General features: G+C 56.8%; 11 protein-coding genes. All 11 read left to right on the forward strand.

Going from position 1 to position 18,390, the window contains the following annotated elements; all coding sequences use genetic code 11:
- The first annotated feature begins 82 nt into the window (after positions 1-82).
- The 11 genes from QEH57_RS22510 (at position 83) to QEH57_RS22560 (ending at position 18,213) form a co-directional block, all read left to right on the forward strand.
- Complete coding sequence (locus tag QEH57_RS22510; protein ID WP_309009053.1) at positions 83-1,993, forward strand: hypothetical protein; 1,911 nt, start codon at positions 83-85, stop codon at positions 1,991-1,993.
- A gap of 45 nt (positions 1,994-2,038) precedes the next feature.
- Positions 2,039-3,388, forward strand: a complete 1,350-nt coding sequence (locus QEH57_RS22515) for an alpha-L-fucosidase (RefSeq protein ID WP_309009054.1) — start codon at positions 2,039-2,041, stop codon at positions 3,386-3,388.
- A gap of 799 nt (positions 3,389-4,187) precedes the next feature.
- Positions 4,188-5,615: a sulfatase-like hydrolase/transferase gene (locus QEH57_RS22520; RefSeq protein WP_309009055.1), complete on the forward strand. Its 1,428-nt coding sequence runs from the start codon at positions 4,188-4,190 to the stop codon at positions 5,613-5,615.
- Between the two features lie 239 nt (positions 5,616-5,854).
- Positions 5,855-6,625 carry a DUF3450 family protein gene (locus tag QEH57_RS22525; protein WP_309009056.1) on the forward strand — a complete coding sequence of 257 codons (771 nt, stop codon included), beginning with the start codon at positions 5,855-5,857 and terminating at the stop codon, positions 6,623-6,625.
- On the forward strand, positions 6,622-8,037 hold the full coding sequence (locus QEH57_RS22530) for a MotA/TolQ/ExbB proton channel family protein (protein WP_309009057.1): 1,416 nt from the start codon (positions 6,622-6,624) through the stop codon (positions 8,035-8,037). The genes QEH57_RS22525 and QEH57_RS22530 overlap by 4 nt, the downstream gene beginning before the upstream one ends.
- Before the next feature lie 52 nt (positions 8,038-8,089).
- Positions 8,090-8,629 carry a MotA/TolQ/ExbB proton channel family protein gene (locus tag QEH57_RS22535; protein ID WP_309009058.1) on the forward strand — a complete coding sequence of 180 codons (540 nt, stop codon included), beginning with the start codon at positions 8,090-8,092 and terminating at the stop codon, positions 8,627-8,629.
- A complete protein-coding gene (locus QEH57_RS22540; protein WP_309009059.1) occupies positions 8,626-9,033 on the forward strand; it encodes a biopolymer transporter ExbD in 408 nt (135 codons plus the stop codon). The genes QEH57_RS22535 and QEH57_RS22540 overlap by 4 nt, the downstream gene beginning before the upstream one ends.
- Before the next feature lie 9 nt (positions 9,034-9,042).
- Positions 9,043-9,729: a hypothetical protein gene (locus QEH57_RS22545; protein WP_309009060.1), complete on the forward strand. Its 687-nt coding sequence runs from the start codon at positions 9,043-9,045 to the stop codon at positions 9,727-9,729.
- Positions 9,730-9,731: 2 nt separating this feature from the next.
- Positions 9,732-11,147, forward strand: coding sequence for a tetratricopeptide repeat protein (locus QEH57_RS22550; protein ID WP_309009061.1), 1,416 nt, complete (start codon positions 9,732-9,734; stop codon positions 11,145-11,147).
- 13 nt (positions 11,148-11,160) lie between these two features.
- Positions 11,161-12,057, forward strand: coding sequence for a hypothetical protein (locus QEH57_RS22555; protein WP_309009062.1), 897 nt, complete (start codon positions 11,161-11,163; stop codon positions 12,055-12,057).
- 411 nt (positions 12,058-12,468) lie between these two features.
- Positions 12,469-18,213, forward strand: a complete 5,745-nt coding sequence (locus QEH57_RS22560) for a thrombospondin type 3 repeat-containing protein (RefSeq protein ID WP_309009063.1) — start codon at positions 12,469-12,471, stop codon at positions 18,211-18,213.
- Positions 18,214-18,390: the final 177 nt, after the last annotated feature.

Here is an 18,390-nt window from a genome sequence, read left to right on the forward strand (position 1 = left end):
GCACGAATTCCTACCTCTCGGTCGGAGGAATCGGAGCTCGTTTGCCAATCCCCCTGTTGCTGAACCCCTGCGAAGAATAGATATGAATCTCAAACTGACGTCCCTGTTGTGCGTCGCGTTGTTCTCCGGTCTGAGCGCCGCGGCGAAACTGGATATTGGCGAGTACCTCTCCCTCGCGGACGAGGGCATTATCTATCCATCGGAGGCGCAGCTGGAGCTGTTGAGGCCGCTGGTGCCCCGCGAGCGTTTCCAGGCTGCTCCGCCGATTTCGGACCGGGCGTTTTGGAATGCCATCGCGGTTTCGCAGTCGGGACGCGAGTGGGTGAAGGCGGCGCGGGCCAATCGGGACAAGAAGCCGGAGGTGCCGATTTCGGACGAAAATTATCGACGGGCTAACAAGGAAGGCAACCGTCCCATCTACAAGCCGCGCTACTATCGCACGATGGAGCGGCTCGAGCGCTTCATCTTGGCGGAGTGCATCGAGGACAAGGGGCGTTACTTGCCGCAGATCGAGCAGTACTTGAAGGCGATCATGGCCATGAAGTCGTGGTTGCATCCCAATCACGACGACAACGATAACGGCGTGCTGGAAGGGCGACGGGTTTCCATCGATTTGGGCGCTCGGAAATTTGGTTCGGACCTCGCTCTTGCGAAAACCTTGCTAGGGGATCGCTTGCCCGCGGCCCTGTTGAAGGAGATCGACGAGCAGCTGCGTTGGAGAATGTTGGATACGTATTTGACCAGCTGTCGCGAGAACGATCAAAACAACCATTGGATCAAGAGCACCAGCAATTGGAACTCGGTGTGCACCAGCGGTACCGTGTATTCAATTATCGCTAGCGTCGACGATCACGAGAAGCGAGTAGCGGCCATCGGCAGCGCCTTGAACAGCATGGTGCACTACCTGAGCGGATTTGGCGAGGATGGCTATTGTTCGGAGGGCATTGGCTACTGGGGCTATGGATTCGGGCACTACCTGTATCTTGCCGAAATCTTGCATGACTATACCGGAGGCATGGTGGATCTCTTCGTTTGGAACAATCCGGAGAAGCTGCGGGCGGTCGGAAACTTTCCGGAGAATATCCACATCCAGGAGGGATGCTTTCCTGCGTTTTCGGATTCCAAGCCGACCGCGAAGATTGATGGTTCCGGTTTCCAGTTCGCGGGGGCCATGGCGGCCAAGCATTACGGTTCCAAGTGGCCTTACCAACTGGAGTTCAAGGACGCGGTCGAGCAGTTGATTCACTGGAAGGATCCGTTGCCGGAGTATGCGGGGGAGAAGATGGTCTTGGCGGACGTGACTTACTTTGACGACATGGGAATCGTGATCTCGCGCGGAACGCAGAAGGAACGTTTCTCGATCGCAATCAAGGCGGGCCACAACGACGAGAACCACAACCACAGCGACGTGGGCAGCTATACGATCGTGTTGGGCGATGACTTTCCGGTCGCCGATCCCAGCTCGCCTTCCTACATCGCGGGTGGCTTCGATCCCGATAACGACGCTCGCAGCTCCTGGGGACATCCGGTGCCCTACGTGAACGGCAAGCGCCAGTCGAACGGTCGGGAATTCGAGGGAAAGGTTTTGCATACGGAGTTTCGGGCTGGCTACGATCGCGTGGTGATGGATATCCGTCGCGCCTACGAGATGCCCGAGCTTCGTTCGCTGGAGCGAAGCATGGAGAACGACAAGGCGGGGGCGGGCACGATTCGGGTGGAAGACGTCTTTTCCGCTGCGGAACCGATCCCCTTCGGCACTGCCATGATGACTTACTCCGATTACGAAGTGCTCGATTCCCATACGGTGCTATTTAAGACGGACGATCAGGTCGTTCGGGCGGAGATCCGGGCCGAGGGTGGGGACGTCGAAATCGTAGTCGACGAGATCACCACGAGGATGGGCAGCGGCAAGGTACCGCAGCGCATCGGGATCAATTTCAAGGAGCCGCTCGCGAAGGGGCTCATTTCCATCACCTACCGTCCGGTGGAGTGATATGTATGAGAACTGTGAATACTGTTAATTGTGATTTTTAGCCCCATGAAGAGAAAAAAGATATTCGGACTTTTAGTTTTAATGGCCGTGATGCTGAGCTCTGTTGCCCAGAGTTCGGAGGTGAAGCAACCGCTGAGCGACGACGAGCGCATGGAGTGGTGGCGGGACGCCGGCTTTGGCATGTTCATCCACTGGGGATTGTATTCGATTCCGGCCGGAGAGTACAAGGGACAGCGCGTGAAGGGGATCGCCGAGTGGATCATGGAAAAGCTCGATATCCCGGTAGCCGAGTACGAGAAGTTTGCGGCTCAGTTCAATCCGGTGAAGTTCGATGCGGACGAGTGGGTCGCGATTGCGAAGAATGCGGGCATGAAGTACATCGTGATCACCACTAAGCACCACGATGGCTTCTGCTTGTGGGACTCCAAGGTGACCGATTACGACGTTATCGACGCTTCGCCCTTTAAGCGCGATATCCTGGACGAGCTGGCGGAGGCTTGTCGGCGGGAAGGGATCAAGATGTGCTTTTATTACTCCATCGTCGACTGGCACCACCCTCAAGCGCAGGCGCCCTTGTATCCAAATTACAATGCAGGCCAGAAGGACAAGTCCGTCTTCAATCCCGAGTTTCCAGAGTATTTCGAAAACTACCTGAAGCCGCAGATTAAGGAGTTGTTGACGGAATACGGCGACGTGGGAGTGGTTTGGTTCGATGGGGACTGGATTCCTGACTACACCACCGAAATGGGCAAGGAGCTGTACGCGTTCATTCGCGAGCTCCAGCCTAATACGATCGTGAACAACCGCGTCGACAAGGGACGTCAGGGAATGGCGGGCTTGAACCGCGAGGGCAATTTCGCGGGTGATTTCGGTACCCCTGAGAAGGAAGTCCCAGACACTGGCTTCGAAGGAGTCGACTGGGAATCCTGTATCACCATGAACCATACTTGGGGGTACAAGCACTTCGACCACGACTGGAAGAGCTCGGAGTACCTTATTGAGATGTTGGTGGAAATCGTATCCAAGGGCGGCAATCTTTTGCTGAACGTGGGACCGACTGGGGAAGGCGAAATTCCGCAGCCGAGCGTCGAGCGCTTGGAGGAAATGGGCGCGTGGCTGAAGGTGAATGGCGAGGCCATCTACGGAGCCAAGGCGAGTCCTTACGCCAAGCCCGACTGGGGACGCTACACGGCTAAGGACGGAGTGATCTACGCCCATGTCTACGACTGGCCGGAGGACGGCGTTCTGCCGATCGATGGGGCGATCAAGGCGAAGCGGGTCAGTCTGCTCGCTGAACCGAAGTCCAAGGTTAGCTTCGATGCAAAGAAGGGAACGATCGCGCTTCCATCGAAAGTTGGAGACTCTCCTGTCACGGTAGTGAAGATCGAACTCTAGGGTTGTTTCGCGTATATGTGAATCGAATACAGTATGGATATGCCTTGGGGCGTATCCATAGGGTGACAGTTAAGAGAATTCGACGGAAGGAAGGCGTAGCTTGTTTAGACCCTGCCACGAAGGTGTTCTTTAACAACGCTGCGCTTGATCCCTGCTTCGCAGGGCGAGGATCCGGTCTTCGACCGGCGAGGAATTTGTTGATGGCTTCGGTCTTTCGACTACCCGCTTCGGTTCTTGCCGACGCAGTCGGATCCTTGCCTCGCAGCGGATCTAGCGACGCAGGAGCGATGTTAAGATTTACGATCCCGCAACGATGATGTTCTTTAACAACGCTGCACTTGATCCCTGCTTTGCAGGGCATGGATCCGGTCTTCGACCGGCGAGGAGTTTGTTGGTGGCTTCGTCTTTTCGACTACCGCTTCGGTCCTCGCCGACGCAGTCGGATCCTTGCCGCGCAGCGGGTCTAGCGACGCAGGAGCGATGTTAAATTTACGATCCCACAACGATGATGTTCTTTAACAACGCTGCGCTTGATCCCTGCTTCGCAGAGCGAGGGTCCGGTCTTCGACCGGCGAGGAGTTTGTTGGTGGCTCCGGTCTTTCGACTACTCTCTTCGGTCCTCGCCGACGCAGTCGGATCCTTGCCGCGCAGCGGATCTAGCGACGCAGGAGCGATGTTAAGATTATTAATCCTCCACGAAGGTGTTTTTGATTAGGTTGCCCTTGATCTCTTCGACCAGTTCAGGACTGGGGTTATGGAAGGTTGACCGCCTATACTTCTAAGAATAAATTGATTTGGTATGTATAAAATAGCTTGTTTGTTTTTGGCTGCCTTCAGCCTTTCGGTCGGCCTGCGTGCGGCCGATGAAAGGCCTAATATCATCGTCGTTTTGTGTGACGATTTAGGATACGGGGATTTGGCCAGCTACGGGCACCCGTACATAAAGACGCCGCATTTGGACCAGATGGCGGCGGAAGGGATTCGCTTCACTGACTTTTATTCCACGGCTCCGGTGTGCTCGCCTTCGCGGGTAGGCCTGCTGACGGGCCGCAGCCCCAATCGGGCGGGAGTTTACGACTGGATCCCGCCGGGACGTCCGGGAACCAAAGACCGTCGCGGGGACGTGCACATGCGCGCTTCCGAGGTAACGATTCCGCAGTTGCTCAAGAAATCTGGATACGCGACCGCCATGGCCGGCAAGTGGCACTGCAATTCCATTTTCAACTCGCCAGCCCAGCCGCAACCGGGGGACGCCGGCTTCGACCACTGGCTCGCTACCCACAACAACGCGGCCCCTTCCCACGCCAACCCCATCAACTACGTTCGCAATGGCGAACCCGTAGGCGAGCTGGAAGGCTACAGCTGCCAGATCGTGGTCGACGAAGGAATCGACTGGATGGAAGGGTTGCGCTCCAAGAATAGCGAGCAACCGTTTTTTCTCTTTCTCGCCTTCCATGAGCCGCACGAGCCGGTGGCGTCGCCGGAAGAGCTGACTGCGTCCTACCGCAATGTTGCCTTCTCGGAAAAGGAAGCGGAATACTTTGCCAACGTGGAAAACGTGGACCGGGCGGTGGGCCGACTGCTCGACTACCTGGAAGAATCCGGGGCGGACGAGGATACGCTGGTAATTTTCACCTCGGACAATGGTCCCGAGACCCTGAATCGCTACGAGCGCTCGTCCCGTTCCTGGGGACGCGCCGATCCGCTGCGCGGCATGAAGCTGTGGACGACGGAGGCAGGTTTCCGCGTGTCGGGTATAATGCGTTGGCCTGGGCAGATCGCAGCCGGACAAGTGTCGGACGAAGTCGTGTCGGCCCTCGATTTCCTGCCGACTTTTTGCGATCTAGCCGGTGCTGAGGTGCCAGCGGGTCTCGAGCTGGACGGAGCTAACTTTTTGCCAGCCCTGGAGGGTGAGGCGATCGAGCGCGAGAAGCCGCTGGTCTGGGCGTTCTACAATGCCTTGAACGAGCGCCAGCTCGCCATGCGTGACGGAGACTGGAAGGTGCTCGGCCGTTTGGATTTGGCCCGTACTCCAAACCTCGGCGCCCACAATATCGAGGAAGTGAAGGCGGCCCAGCTGGTCGACGTGGAAATCTACAACGTGCGCTACGACATCGGGGAAGCCCGAGATATCTCCTTCAGTCACCCGGAATTGAAAGAGCGGCTGACGCAAAAGCTGAAGACGCATTACAGCGAGCTGCTGGAAGGTTCCCACGTCTGGGAGTAGGCGCCGCGATCGATTCGAAATTTGCGGAGACGGTTTCCTGATCGGGAAGCCGTCTTTTTTTTGCGGGATAAGCCACGGTTACCAATGTAACTTGAAGGGGGGCTTCCTAATTGTGGGGGACTGGTAATTAAGTAATTGGCCGCTGCGGCGGTTCCCCACAGAGTTATGCGAGCGTCGACCAACCGACGTTGGCGAGCGATGCCTTTTTCCACCCCCTTGGTTAACCGACCAAAGTAATTATGATGCGGCTATTTGGCCTCCGAAAATTCCTAGTCGGCTGCATGGTTGCAGCTGCGTCTGCGTTGCTGAATGCGGCCTCGGTCGATCACGTGCAGGATACGATTGCCCAATGGGTCGATACTAAGCGCGTGATCGAGGAAACGCGTCGCGATTGGGCCGAGCAGCAACGGCTTTTGGCTCACGAGGCGAAGCTGATGCAGATGGAGCTCGAGGAACTTGAGGAGCGACGCGGCACGCTGAAGAGCGTTAACTCTCGGTCCGACGAAGCTCGTTTGGCAGCGTTGGCGGACAAGGATCGCTATTCCGATTTGCTGCGGATGGTGGAGTCGCGGTTGCTGAAACTGGAAACTCGCTTGATGGGCTTGTATTCCGCATTTCCGGATCCTTTAAAGGAGCGACTGGGCTCGGTGATTCCGGCGGAGAAGGACCGGTCTAGCTTGAACGCGAGCGCGCGATTGAGGTACCTGGTTTCGGTTCTGTCCGAGGCGGGCAAGTTCAATCGAGAGCTCACCTTCGTGAATGAGACCCGCCTGGTGGAGGGCCAGGAGCGACAGATGAAGGTTTTATATTGGGGCTTAGCGGCAGCCTATGCCATCGACTGGCAGGGCCAGTTCGCCCAGGTGGGCAAGCCGTCAGCGACGGGCTGGCGCTGGACGGACCGTTCCGACTTTTCGGAGCAGATCGCCCAGTTGATAGAGGTGCAGCAAGGCGCTGCGGACGCGGCGTTCGTGGGAGTGCCGGTGTCGATTTTGAAGGAGGTGCCGCAATGATTCGGGCGTTTGCTGCGGTCGCCTGCGCAGGCCTGCTTGCTGCCGAAGGATGGGGCGAGGAGAGCCGGTTTCTAGAGGAGCAGGCTTTGCGTTTCGAGGAAAAATTGGCTGCGTCCATCGAAGAGCTGAAGCAAGTGAACGCTGAGATTTCGAAGGAAAAGGCGCCGCTTCTCGAGGCGGTTTCCGTCGATCGTTTGCAGGTGGCGCGCCTCAGGAATGAGATCGAGACTGCCTTGCTCTCGAAATCCGGCTTGCAAAGCGAGCTAAAGGAATTGCGTGAGGATGTGGACGAGAGAGCGCAGCATCTGAACTATGTGGATTCGATGTTGAACGAGTTTATCGGCGACTTCGAAGTGGGGATCCATGCCAGCGAGGAGCAGCTCTATGGAGATGGTTTTCGGGAGTTTCGCATGGGCGTGGGGTCGGAGCTAGCGCCTGCCAGCGCCGAGAAGATTACGGCTCAATTCGATTTGCTCGACAAGGCGACCGAGCGCTTGGAGCAGCTTTTGGGGGGAGCTCAGTTTTCGGGCAAGGCTGTTGCCAAGGACGGAACCTTGCTCGAAGGAGATTACCTTTTGTATGGGCCGTCGGTGTTTTTTATGAGCGGCGATGCAGCTCAAATCGGTTTGGCTGTGGCCGAGACGAACCTGTCGGAGCCGGTACTTTTGGATACGCCTGGCTTGGAGCCGGAAAGCTTCGCCAAAGCCCTGGGCGGCGGCGAAGGGGTGATGGCCTTGGACGCGAGCTTGGGCAAGGCGGCTGGTCTCCAGAGCGCCCGTTGGTCGATTCGCGAGCACGTGCAAAAGGGCGGGTACGTCGGTTATGCGATCATCGCGTTCGCGGGTCTGTCGCTTGTCGTTGCGTTGCTGAAGTTCCTGCAATTTGCCAGCCGACGCCGTTCGCCGAACGAGCAAGCGAACCAGATTCTGGACTTGCTGACGAAGGGGGAGGGTGATGCGGCCTTGGAAAAATCGAGTCAGCTGGGCGCTCCCTACGGCGAGATCGTGCGGCTCGCCTTGCAGAATCGGGATGAGGAGGACGAGGTCTTGGACGAGGTCGTTCTCGGTGTTTTGCAGAAGGAGAAGACGCGGCTGGAGCGCAAGCTTCCCTTGCTGGCTTTGATCGCCGCGACCACGCCGCTTATGGGCTTGCTGGGAACGGTGGTAGGCATGATCAAGACCTTCGCGCTGATCACGGTCTTTGGCTCGGGGGAAGCGAAGTCGCTTTCGTCCGGCATTTCGGAGGCGTTGGTGACGACCGAGTTTGGCTTGTTGGTTGCGATTCCGACCTTGTTGCTGCACGGCTTGCTGAATCGACTTGCGAAAGAGCGGGTCGCGGAGCTGGAAGAGTTTGCGGCCGATTTTGTAGTGGGCCTGAGGAAGGCGAAGAAGCGAAAGGATCGCTGTGCTTGATGGGGCGATAGCGTTATACTGGAAGCTGTTTAGCGATGGAGGTTTGATCATCGTGGCTATCGCTTTGCTGTCGGTGCATATCTACGGGACCGCGTTTCGCTCCCTCCTGCTAGTGGGGCGGGTGGCGGCACCGTACCGGAGTTTGGATGAATGGGTGAGTGGTGGCGGCTGGAGGATGCGTGTACCAGACCCTTGGGTACGGATCGTAGGTTACGCGAATCGGCCGGATTTAGATGCGGAGGAGGTACGTTCGCTCTTCAAACGAGCGGTGCAGCGCTTTACGCTGAAGGCCCAGTCCGATTTGTTTCGCTTAAAGATCGGGGTCGCTGCGGCCCCGTTGTTGGGTCTGCTCGGGACCATTATCGGAATGATCGACACCTTCGAGGGTATCTCCGATACAGGAGGGGACACTTCCGTGATGGTGGCAGGCGGGATTTCGAAGGCGCTGGTTACGACGAACGCTGGTTTGGTCGTCGCCTTGCCGGCCTTGTTTCTCGGTTTTTTGATTCGTCGCAAGCTGCGGCAAGCGCGACTGGTCGCCAACGCGCTGGAGGTCGCGGTGGTCAAGGAAAAGGAGCTTGCTGCTGCATGATTCGCAAAAAGATAGTCGAGCAGTCTGCAGCAGACGAGCAAGCGGAGATCAACCTTTCGCCGCTGATCGACTGCGTATTCATTTTGTTGATATTCTATATCGTGACGACCGTCTTCATCGACGAAACCGGCGTCGATGTAAACAAACCGGAAGCTGCGTCGTCCAGTCCCCTCGACAAGCAAAGCATGTTGATCGCGATCACCGAAGACAATCGCGTCTTCTACGCGGGCAAGGAGATCGGCGTGTCGGGAGTAGGTCCGATGGTGAAACGTCAACTGGCGAGAGAGTCGATTCCGGTTATCATCCAGGCGGACAAGAAGGCGGATCACGGGGTGTTCTCGGCAGTGTACGGAGAAGCGGAGGCGGCGGGCGCCGAGAAGGTTAATTTTTCGACGCTTGATTGAAGGATGGCGATGGGCAGCGAACAGTTATACGCGTATCCAGATTCGCTGAGCAGGTTGATCCCGTGGGGCGGCAGCCTGCTGATGTCGGGCCTTCTGCTCTATTTGGTCGCGCTTAGCGGAAAGCCGACGAGCCAGCCCGAGCTCGAGCGCCAGCTGCAGATCGCGGAAGCGATCGTCTTGCCGCCGCCGCCAGATATTCGCGAGGAGCCGCCAACGGTGGAGACTCCTCCTCCCCCTCCGCAGGCTTTCGATTTCAAGGCGTTTCGCTCGCAGGAGGCAGTGGCCTTGATGGATGTGAAGATCGAGCCGGAAAAAGATAAGGACGTATTAAGGCAGTTCGATGTGCGGCTTAACTCTGAATCGGTGACTATGGAGGCGGTGAAGGAGAGTTACGTATACGAGCGAAAGGAAGTGGATATTATACCTGAGGTCGTGCACCGAGTCATGCCAGAGGTGAGGACGAACGAGAAAGGTGGCAAGGTGCGGATCCGTCTGATGTTCGCGGTGGACGAGAAGGGGAAAGTGGGGCAACGCTACGTGCTCGAGTGCACCCATCCGGAAGTGAATGAACAGGTTTTGAAGTCCTTAGATTCTTGGGTGTTCTTCCCCGCCCGCAAGGGCAAGCGAGTCGTCCGCTGCTGGGTGAGGCAAACGATTGTGATTAACCTAGGCAGCGGTAGCCCTCTAAGCTTTTAGAGATGGAATACGGACTGAAGTTGTTTTTGCCCTTTCTCCTTCTGCTCCTGGCCTCAGGTGTCGAAGCGGAGGATTGGAACTTGAAGGGAATCGAGGTTGGCAAGCCGATTAGCAGGGAAGAGTTTGAGGCTCGGGTAAAGGGGAGTTTTGGTTTTTTGTCGGAGCGAGAGCCGAAACTCAATATGGCCGAATATGCTATCTTGGAAAAGTTCGTACCCTTTTTGGAAGATGATCCGGACTTTGCTCTGGAAATGATCGAGGGACTGACCGAGAACAACAAGGACTTGTCCGCATCCTTTGATTACATGCTGGGGAATATGTATGCACAGCATGACCGTATTGAAAAGGCGGAGACAGCCTTCAAAAACGCGATCGGCAAGTATCCGGACTACTTGCGAGCGTGGCGGGCGATCGGTATGCTATACCTGCATGGCGATAGTTTAGACAATGCCTTGGACGCTTTGACGAGGAGTATCCAATTGGGCGATACTGATCCTTATACCTTCGGTCAGATAGGCTACTGCTTTTACCAAAAAAAGGAGTATCTCTCGTCCTTATCGGCTTACACACAGGCGATTCTCTACGAGCCGGGCAATATTCGGTGGATGCGTGGAAAGATCGCCTCCCTAAGGGCTTTGCAGGATTTTCGGCAGGCGAGCGTCCTACTGCAGGAGTTGGTCCGCAAGCGCCCGGACGAGGCCGCGTATTGGATGGAACTGGCGAATTGTTGGATTCGTTTGAAGGAACCGAGGAACGCGATCGCATGCCTAGAGTTTCTTCGAGGCGCCAGGCTGGGGAGCGAGGCTAGCTTAGCTATGCTGGGGACGCTTTACGTCAACGAGTCCTTGCCTTCGCTTGCTCGAGGCGTGTACGAGGAAATGATCGCTCAGGGGTACGGGGTGAGTGGGGCTTCCTTGCTTCGCTGCGCTCGCCTGCTGCACGGAAATGGGAGAATGGCAGAAGCGGACGAACTAGTTTCGACCTTCCTAGAGCAAGAGTCGGAACCAAGCGTCGAGGAGCGTAATGCGGTGTTGCTCTATCGGGCGGGAGTTGCTGAAGCGGCGGGGGAGTTGCATGACGCGACGCTTTTGGTGAAAGAGGTTTTGAACGTGTCGCCAAATGATGGCGAAGCGACCATCTTGTTGGGGCGTTTGCAGTACCGCAACGGTGACGCTGTAGGGGCGTTGTTGTCTTTGGAAAGAGCGGGACGTAGCCCCCTGTTTGCCGCTGAATCGCTTGTTTTGCAGGCCCAGATCAGGGTAGACCAGAAAAATTTTTCCGCAGCGTTGGAAGCGCTCGAGTCGGCTCTCGCATTGGGAGAGAACGATTGGGTTCGGGACTACTACTCCCGCATCGCTCAACTGGCTAAACGAAGCGAATTGGAGCGTATCGTTTATTCGAGCTTACTGGAAGATTAAGGAAAGGACTGATATGAAAATGGTTAAATTGGGGGTGTTTCTTGTCGTTTTAGGTGGTTATCTATCGTATGTGCAAGGGCAGGATGACGATAATTTTGCAGCGGATCCAAATTCCGAAAGCGGTCATTACGTTTTTCTAGGCGCTAAGCTCTTGGTGAGGCACAAGGACGAAATTTGTCCTGTAGTATCAGTGAAGGAAGGTAACCTGTATTTGGATACAACGAACGGTTTAAAGCGAGCGAAGCAAACTGAACAATGTCTCGTCGAAGCGGTAGTGGGAATCTCGGACGAGTTCGTAAAGGTTGACGATGTTGAAATCGACTACTCGTACGGAAAGAAATTGGAGAAAGAGGATTTCCTGCTGAAGGAGGCGGAACGACGGAAGCGCGAAGTCGAATTTCAGATCTTCACTGGTGAATTAGATGGAGGCGATGATGACGCGGAGGGGAATGCTGGTACCATTGATCCCTTTAGCGAGGCGGCGGAGGCAACGCAGGAAGCCGAGGATTACGAGGAGGAGATTGAACAGATGGTTATAGATGACGAGTTCGACTTGGAGGGAGCGTTCGACACACTATACGTGAAGTTGCAACTTACCCCAAACGTTGATCTGGATGAAGTTATTTGTGCTGTTGTAGTAAACTACGTGAAGAACGACGCTTATTCCCGCTTCAAGAACGAGCGGGGCTCTGCCGTGCGCATCCATATGCTCAGTAACCTGATGGGACAGGTTCCCAACGAAATTTCGTTTCGGAAGGCATTGGGAACTGGCGCCTACCAGAAGGATTCTGCGGAAATCGAGTTCTATTTCTTCGATCGTGATGGGAAGCCGATTGCGTCGAATCAGGCTCGTGGCTTGAAGATGCTGACTTGGTTCCAGCTCGAGCGCTTGCAAGGATCCGAGTCCTGACGCCGGGCCGGAGGCGTGAAGGTTTTTGTGTTTTCTTTTGGCTAGGGTCTTTACCTGGTCGTGAATATTTCTGCGAGGGTGTCGAAGGCGCTTCAGTGGTATTGCTGAAGCGCCTCTTCGTTGGCTACGGAAGGGGCGATTGCCTGCCTCGGCTACGGGGAGATTTGTTTACAGTGTAAGCGTCTCCTGAATCGTGTTGAGGGCGGTTTTCTCAATCACTGGGACATTCCCCATACCTCGAGTATCGCCCGCTTCGGCCCTTATGTCACATGTGTCTGTAAATTTGGATACAAGACCTAGCTGGGCTGCGCTTTGAGTTCTCCGGTAATGGGGGACCTACCCTATGAAACGCCAATATGGAGCCAGCGAATCTATCGATAAGGATTCCCAGGCTCTGGACAGAAAGAATCAATGATCGATAAAGGAAACAAATACCTCAAGGGCTTTGCGGTCGCTGGAGCTTCCTTGGTCGCAGCGAAATTTGGATACGCAGCGACCGTGAAGTGGGACAGCGGAGGAAGCGACTCCAAGTGGGAAACTGCTTTGAATTGGGATACGGATTCGTTGCCGACGAGCGCGGATACGGCCTATATCAGCGATGGTGGAACGGCAGGATTCGATGCCGTATCGGATTCCGCGTCCGTAAGCCGGCTCTATGTCGGATACACGGGCGATGGTACTTTAAATGTCTCGGGAGGCTCGCTGAAGGCGACGCAGACCGGATCGAACACTGTTTTCTTGGTTGGAAACGGGGCGATTGGTACTTTGAACGTGAGCGGCGGCGAGCTGGATGTCGGGCATCGGGCCCAGATCGGCGCAGGCGCGAATGGGCAGGGGACCGTTAAGCTTAGCGGCGGCAGTTTTATCGTCAGTCGAGGTGGTAATTCGAAAATCGATACCAGTTTCGGTAGCACGTCCCTAGATTTGGGCGTAGCGGCAAGCGGCTCCTCAGGGCTGCTGGAAGTGAGCGGTGGCGTCTTCAAGACCCGTGCCGGGGCGGTGATCGGCCCGAACGGGACCCTCAAGGTCGAAGGTTCCGGCGCTACGGAGATCGGGATCGGCTCGCACGGTTCGGTTGACGGCTTCTGGCTGCAGAAGGCGGGAGGCGTGTTGCAGGTGCGTGTAGACAGCGACGGAGTGACTCCGATTTTCGTCGACGATGTGGGCGACGACGGCGCGGGCCTACAGGGCAACGTAAAGTTTGAAAGTGGCGCCTTGCTCGATGTGAGCCACATTTCCACTGCTGTGGATGGGACCTTCACCGTAATGGAGTGGGAAGGTACCGTGACCGACGAAGGCCTGGCTTTCGCTCCCGGAGTGGACACCAGCATCTGGAGCTTCGCGATCGACGAGACGGCCAAGAAGCTCACGGTCACGGCTGTCGGTTCCCCGGTTACTCAACTTTTCTGGGAAAACAGTTTGAGCGACAACGACTTTGCCAAGGCCGAAAACTGGGACTTGGATATGAGTTTTGCGGGCATGAACATGATCGTGGATCGTGTGGGGGCCAACAAGGCGATCTTGGCAACTAATTTGGCCGACAACCTGATGGCGTTGAGAATTGGATACCAGATCGGCGATGGCGAATTCGAGCACACCGCAGGCAGCTTCAAGGCGACTCAGAACTCTTCCGCCTACAGCCGTGTCGGTGGAAATGGATACACGGGTACGTGGCGAATGAAAGGCGGCGCCGCAACGATCAATACCATCCATCTTGGATTGAGTGGCGGTACCGGAAATCTCGTCATCGAAGACGGGGCAATGGATATCGCGCGGGCGGCAGGTGATTACAGCTTGCAGGTCGGCAACGGCGGTACCGGATACTTCGAAATTTCCGACGGTCGACTTCGCACCCGTGCCGGAGTGCGGGTGAGCGGCACTGGAACCTTCACCGTCAACGGCAGCGCTCCAACAGCTGTGGGTATCGGGTCTCACAACAACGTCGACGGACGTTGGGTGCAGGAAACAGGTGGCGTCTTGAAGATCGGTATCGATGAAACCGCTACAGGCGTGACGCCGATCTTCGTAGACGAAAAGGACGGTACGCCCGGGAACTCCTGGGATGGCAACGTAACCTTCGAGGCGGGCTCCTTGCTTGATGTTAGCTTCTTGGGCGCCGAGAATTACGGCACCTTTACGGTGATGGAATGGGAAGGCGAGCTCGTAGACAATGGCTTGGAGTTTGCCCCTCACGTCGACCGCATGCGCTGGAGCTTCGATCTCGATGAAGCGAACAAGCGCCTCACGGTCACGGCTCGCGCCTCAGATGCTCCTCGCACTGCGTTGACGGTTGACACCATCGAGGATTTCCAAGCGGCAGCTGGTTTGGATCACCACGAGATCACTCTCGCTCCAGGTGAGTATTGGTTAGTTGGGGACAAGTCCCTGAGGGGGGCTGAGTTCGCTCCGCTTTTGAACCTCAGCGGTTTCAACACGCACTACAATCTGGAAGGGGTTACGCTCAACGTATCCACCGAAGACCTAGCGGGTTACGGCAACCGGACCATCGTGTTCGTTGTCCAAGTTTCCGGCGACAACTGTACGGTAGAAGGCCTCACCTTGAAGATGGTCCACACCTCGATCAAGGGTACGGATACTTGGGGCTATGAGCGTCAATGGACTGCGGATAAGAGTTCAGTGGTCGTTTGCGTTACCGGTTCCAACACCGTGATTCGAGATTGGGATGTTACCACGGGTGGATCCTATCCCTATGGTTTTGGCGATGCTTTCGGTAAGGGCGCCCGCCCAAACTCCGGCGGAGTAACGAATGCGGCCTTCATCTCCCACAAGAAGCAGAGCGGGTTTTTGATCACTCATGGCGCGGACAATGTTCTCGTCGAGGATGTGACCTTGAACATGCGCAGCTTTGGCCATGGCTTCTTCCTGCAAGGGGGAGCCAGCAACATCGTCTTCCGTCGCTGCCAGGCGATCGGCGACGAGATGGCGGATAGCGACGATATCATCGCCCATCCCGTGTATCAGGAATGGGGATTCGCGACCTATAAGGAACCCATCCCTTCCGGCATCAAAATCTCTAAGCACGAAGGTGGCTTCCGCTGGTACGGAAACTCCGCTTCAGCCACGAACGGTTGGCCGGCGCAAAGCAGCAACGTCTTGATCGAAGACTGTCGTGTCGAGCGGATGCGTACCGGCGTTGCTCCCGGATATGGCGAAGGTTTCCTCCATGTTAAGAATATGGAAGCCTACGACTGCGAGTTCGGCTTCGCGACCAGTGCCGGAGCGGACGACATTCTCTTCGAAAACTGCAAGGGCAATGCTGTGAACGGGCCGCTCGTCTACTTCCAGTACGGGGCTGACAACGCGGTGATGGATATCGAACTGACCGGCGACAAGCCTGCTAACGGCGTTTGGCCAATCGCCTTGATCGGCGGTGACAACAACCACGTTACGATCACGAGCTCGGCCCTGCCTGGCATGTATCCGAAGGAAGCCTACGTTAACGTTTCCCAAACCTGGCGCGAATGGCGCCACCGTCCGAGTCCCGATCCGGACGCCTCCGGAAGCAACTACTCCAAGGCGGCTAGAAACAACACCATTCTCAACTACACCGACCAGATCATGGTGTTCGGCAAAAATGCGACCGACAACGTGGGCTGCGTATCGCTGGGTGGAGTGATCAATAAGGGGCGCAACAACGAGTACGTTGGCACCACCTTGGTTCCCGAGCAGATTACGGTTATCGATACTTGGAGTTCTCCGAACAATCCAATGGATGTACCTTGGGCCCAGTGGGATTCGAAGGGTAACCAAATTCTACCTACGCCTCCGGTCGAAATTTTCTCCGGCCACAAGCTGGTTGACGAAGCCTTGGCGCTGGGCGGTTCCTCGGATGAAGACGAGGGAACGATCGTCAGCTCCGGCGCGACCTTGGAAGTCGCTAGCGGCTTCGCTCTGCAGAACGAGATGATCTCGATTAGCGGATCCGGCATCGACGGCAAGGGCGCGATCTACTCGGAAGGCGCGGCAGGTACCGCGACTCGCCTGAACTCCAGTTCTGGTCGCATCACGCTCGATGGCGATGCCACGATCGGTGTCGGCGTGGAAGGAAACCAGCTGCTCGTCGGCCGTATCGATGGAGCTGGCGTCCTTACGAAGTCCGGTCCCGGCCAGCTTACGATGGAAGGCAACAGCAACCTGTTTACGGGGACGTTGGTAGTCGCCGAAGGCGTGGTTCGGGCCCGTCCGAACAAGGCCAATATGGATTTGCGTATCGAGCCGGGCGCCTTGCTGGGGCAGAGCGGAAACGCGGCCGTGAACCAGAAGGCTGACAAGTCTGCCACCGTTGACGGCACCTTGGACTTGAACGCTCGAGGCGTAGCCGATGGCAATAGCCTGTCGGCAAGCGTTGGTTCGCTTCATGGAAGTGGACTGATCACCTCAACCAGTGAAGCGGCTGTTCAAAGCTTGAACGTTCTTTCGGACGGCAGCTTCGATGGCACGATCGAAGGGCGAATCGCGCTCGTGAAGCGTGGCGCCAGCTCGGAACTCGTTCTCGGCGGCGCGAACACCTACTCGGGGCCGACTTCGGTTCTCGAAGGAAAGCTTAGCGTAAATGGAAGCATCGGCGCCAGCAGTGCGGTGATTCTGGATACAGGTGCCTCCCTTGGAGGCAGCGGAACGATCGCCGGTCCCGTCGAAGCGAAGGCTGGATCCGCTCTCGCGGCCGGCAGCAGCGTCGGCGAATTGACCCTTGGCAGCCTGAGCCTTGCAGCCGGCGCGGTCCTGGAGGTAGAAATGGACGATGCTCAAGGGCTTGCCGGTTCCACAGGCTGGGACTTGCTAAGCGTTCAGGGTGCCGTCAGCTACCTTGCTGGCCCGGATCCGATCGTCGTTAAGCTAAGCAGCCTGCAGGGATCCGTGGCCAACTTCGATGGAAGCGCCGATTCGAGCTGGGTGATCTTGCAGGCAGGTAGCGGCGTTTCTTCGCTCGCCGGCGCAGGGTTCTCGATCGAGGTTACCGATGTGCCTGGCTCGGAGAACGGACTCTTTTCGGTCCAAGTATCCGAAACGGAACTACGTCTCGTCTACGAAGTGGACACGGACGGGGATGGCGTTGGGGACAATGCTGACGCTTTCCCGACTGACCCAACGGAATGGGTCGATTCCGACGGCGATGGTACGGGCGACAACAGCGATGCCTTCCCGAGCGATCCGACGGAAAGCAAGGATAGCGACGGGGATTCGGTAGGCGACAACGCCGATGCCTTCCCGTATGACGCGTCCGAATCCGCTGACTACGATGGAGATGGAATCGGCGATAACGCCGATCCTGACGACGACAACGACGGCACCCCAGACAGCTCCGACGCCTTCCCCTTCGATCCAGCCGAGGATAGCGACAACGACGGCGACGGCGTGGGCGACAATGCCGACCTCGACGACGACAACGATGGCGTTAGCGACTTGGAGGACAGTTGCCCGACAGCGGCGAACCCCGGGCAGGAAGATGTCAATGGCGACGGCTACGGCGACGTGTGCGTGGATACCGGTTCGGATATCTCCAAGCACGCCCGTATCGGCTACGACCCCTACGTCGGCGCCGGAACGGTTATCAAGCAGCACGTCTTGATCCTCGATCACGCCGTGATTGGCGAGAACGTGGAAATTGGCCAGCGAGCCACGCTTGGCCACTCCGTTACGGTGGGCAATGGCAGCGAAATCGGCGAGCACAGCTGGATCGGCGACTCTGTTTTCATCGGCGAGAACGCTTCCATCGACCGCTTCGTCATCCTCCGTGACGGCACCCAAGTGGGCGACGGAGCCCGTATCGAGCGCTTCAGCGAGTTTGGCGAAAACGCCTTCTTTGGCGCGAATTCGCAGGTCGGCTTCTTCGCTCGCGTCGGGGAAGGCTTCTCCCTCGGCGAGGATTCCGAGCTGAGCTTCTTCGCTCGCATTGGCGACGATGTTACGCTTGGAGATCGCGTGGAAGCAGGCTACTTCTTCCGTGTCGCAACGGGAGCGATGCTTGGCGACGACGTGAAGATCGACAAGTTCGTTTCGATCGGAGCGAATACTCGCATTGGCAACGACGTCGAGATCGGGCGCTTCGTTCGTATCGGAAACAATGTTACGATCAAGGATGGAGCCAAGATCCGCTCCGGCTCTCGCATCCAAGACGGAGCGGTCGTCGAATAGCGTTTCGAAGTTTCCTTAGACTATTGTTCTTAAGATTAGATCGGGCGCCTCCCTTCGGGGAGGCGCCTTTTTTTGCGCGATTCGTCGCCTTGGGCAAAGCAGGGCGAGGCATCTGGCGCCGCCGGCGATGAGCTCGAGTTGGATGCCGTTCCCGTTTGCAGAGATTTTACAGTGTAA

Origin of the sequence: Pelagicoccus sp. SDUM812005 (assembly GCF_031127875.1) — a bacterium.
Classification (GTDB): domain Bacteria; phylum Verrucomicrobiota; class Verrucomicrobiia; order Opitutales; family Opitutaceae; genus Pelagicoccus.

Excerpts from the sequence above, each read along its gene's own strand:
- QEH57_RS22510 (WP_309009053.1), top strand. The coding sequence starts at position 83 with ATGAATCTCAAACTGACGTCCCTGTTGTGCGTCGCGTTGTTCTCCGGT.
- QEH57_RS22515 (WP_309009054.1), top strand. The coding sequence starts at position 2,039 with ATGAAGAGAAAAAAGATATTCGGACTTTTAGTTTTAATGGCCGTGATG.
- QEH57_RS22520 (WP_309009055.1), top strand. The coding sequence starts at position 4,188 with ATGTATAAAATAGCTTGTTTGTTTTTGGCTGCCTTCAGCCTTTCGGTC.
- QEH57_RS22525 (WP_309009056.1), top strand. The coding sequence starts at position 5,855 with ATGATGCGGCTATTTGGCCTCCGAAAATTCCTAGTCGGCTGCATGGTT.
- QEH57_RS22530 (WP_309009057.1), top strand. The coding sequence starts at position 6,622 with ATGATTCGGGCGTTTGCTGCGGTCGCCTGCGCAGGCCTGCTTGCTGCC.
- QEH57_RS22540 (WP_309009059.1), top strand. The coding sequence starts at position 8,626 with ATGATTCGCAAAAAGATAGTCGAGCAGTCTGCAGCAGACGAGCAAGCG.
- QEH57_RS22545 (WP_309009060.1), top strand. The coding sequence starts at position 9,043 with ATGGGCAGCGAACAGTTATACGCGTATCCAGATTCGCTGAGCAGGTTG.
- QEH57_RS22550 (WP_309009061.1), top strand. The coding sequence starts at position 9,732 with ATGGAATACGGACTGAAGTTGTTTTTGCCCTTTCTCCTTCTGCTCCTG.
- QEH57_RS22555 (WP_309009062.1), top strand. The coding sequence starts at position 11,161 with ATGAAAATGGTTAAATTGGGGGTGTTTCTTGTCGTTTTAGGTGGTTAT.
- QEH57_RS22560 (WP_309009063.1), top strand. The coding sequence starts at position 12,469 with ATGATCGATAAAGGAAACAAATACCTCAAGGGCTTTGCGGTCGCTGGA.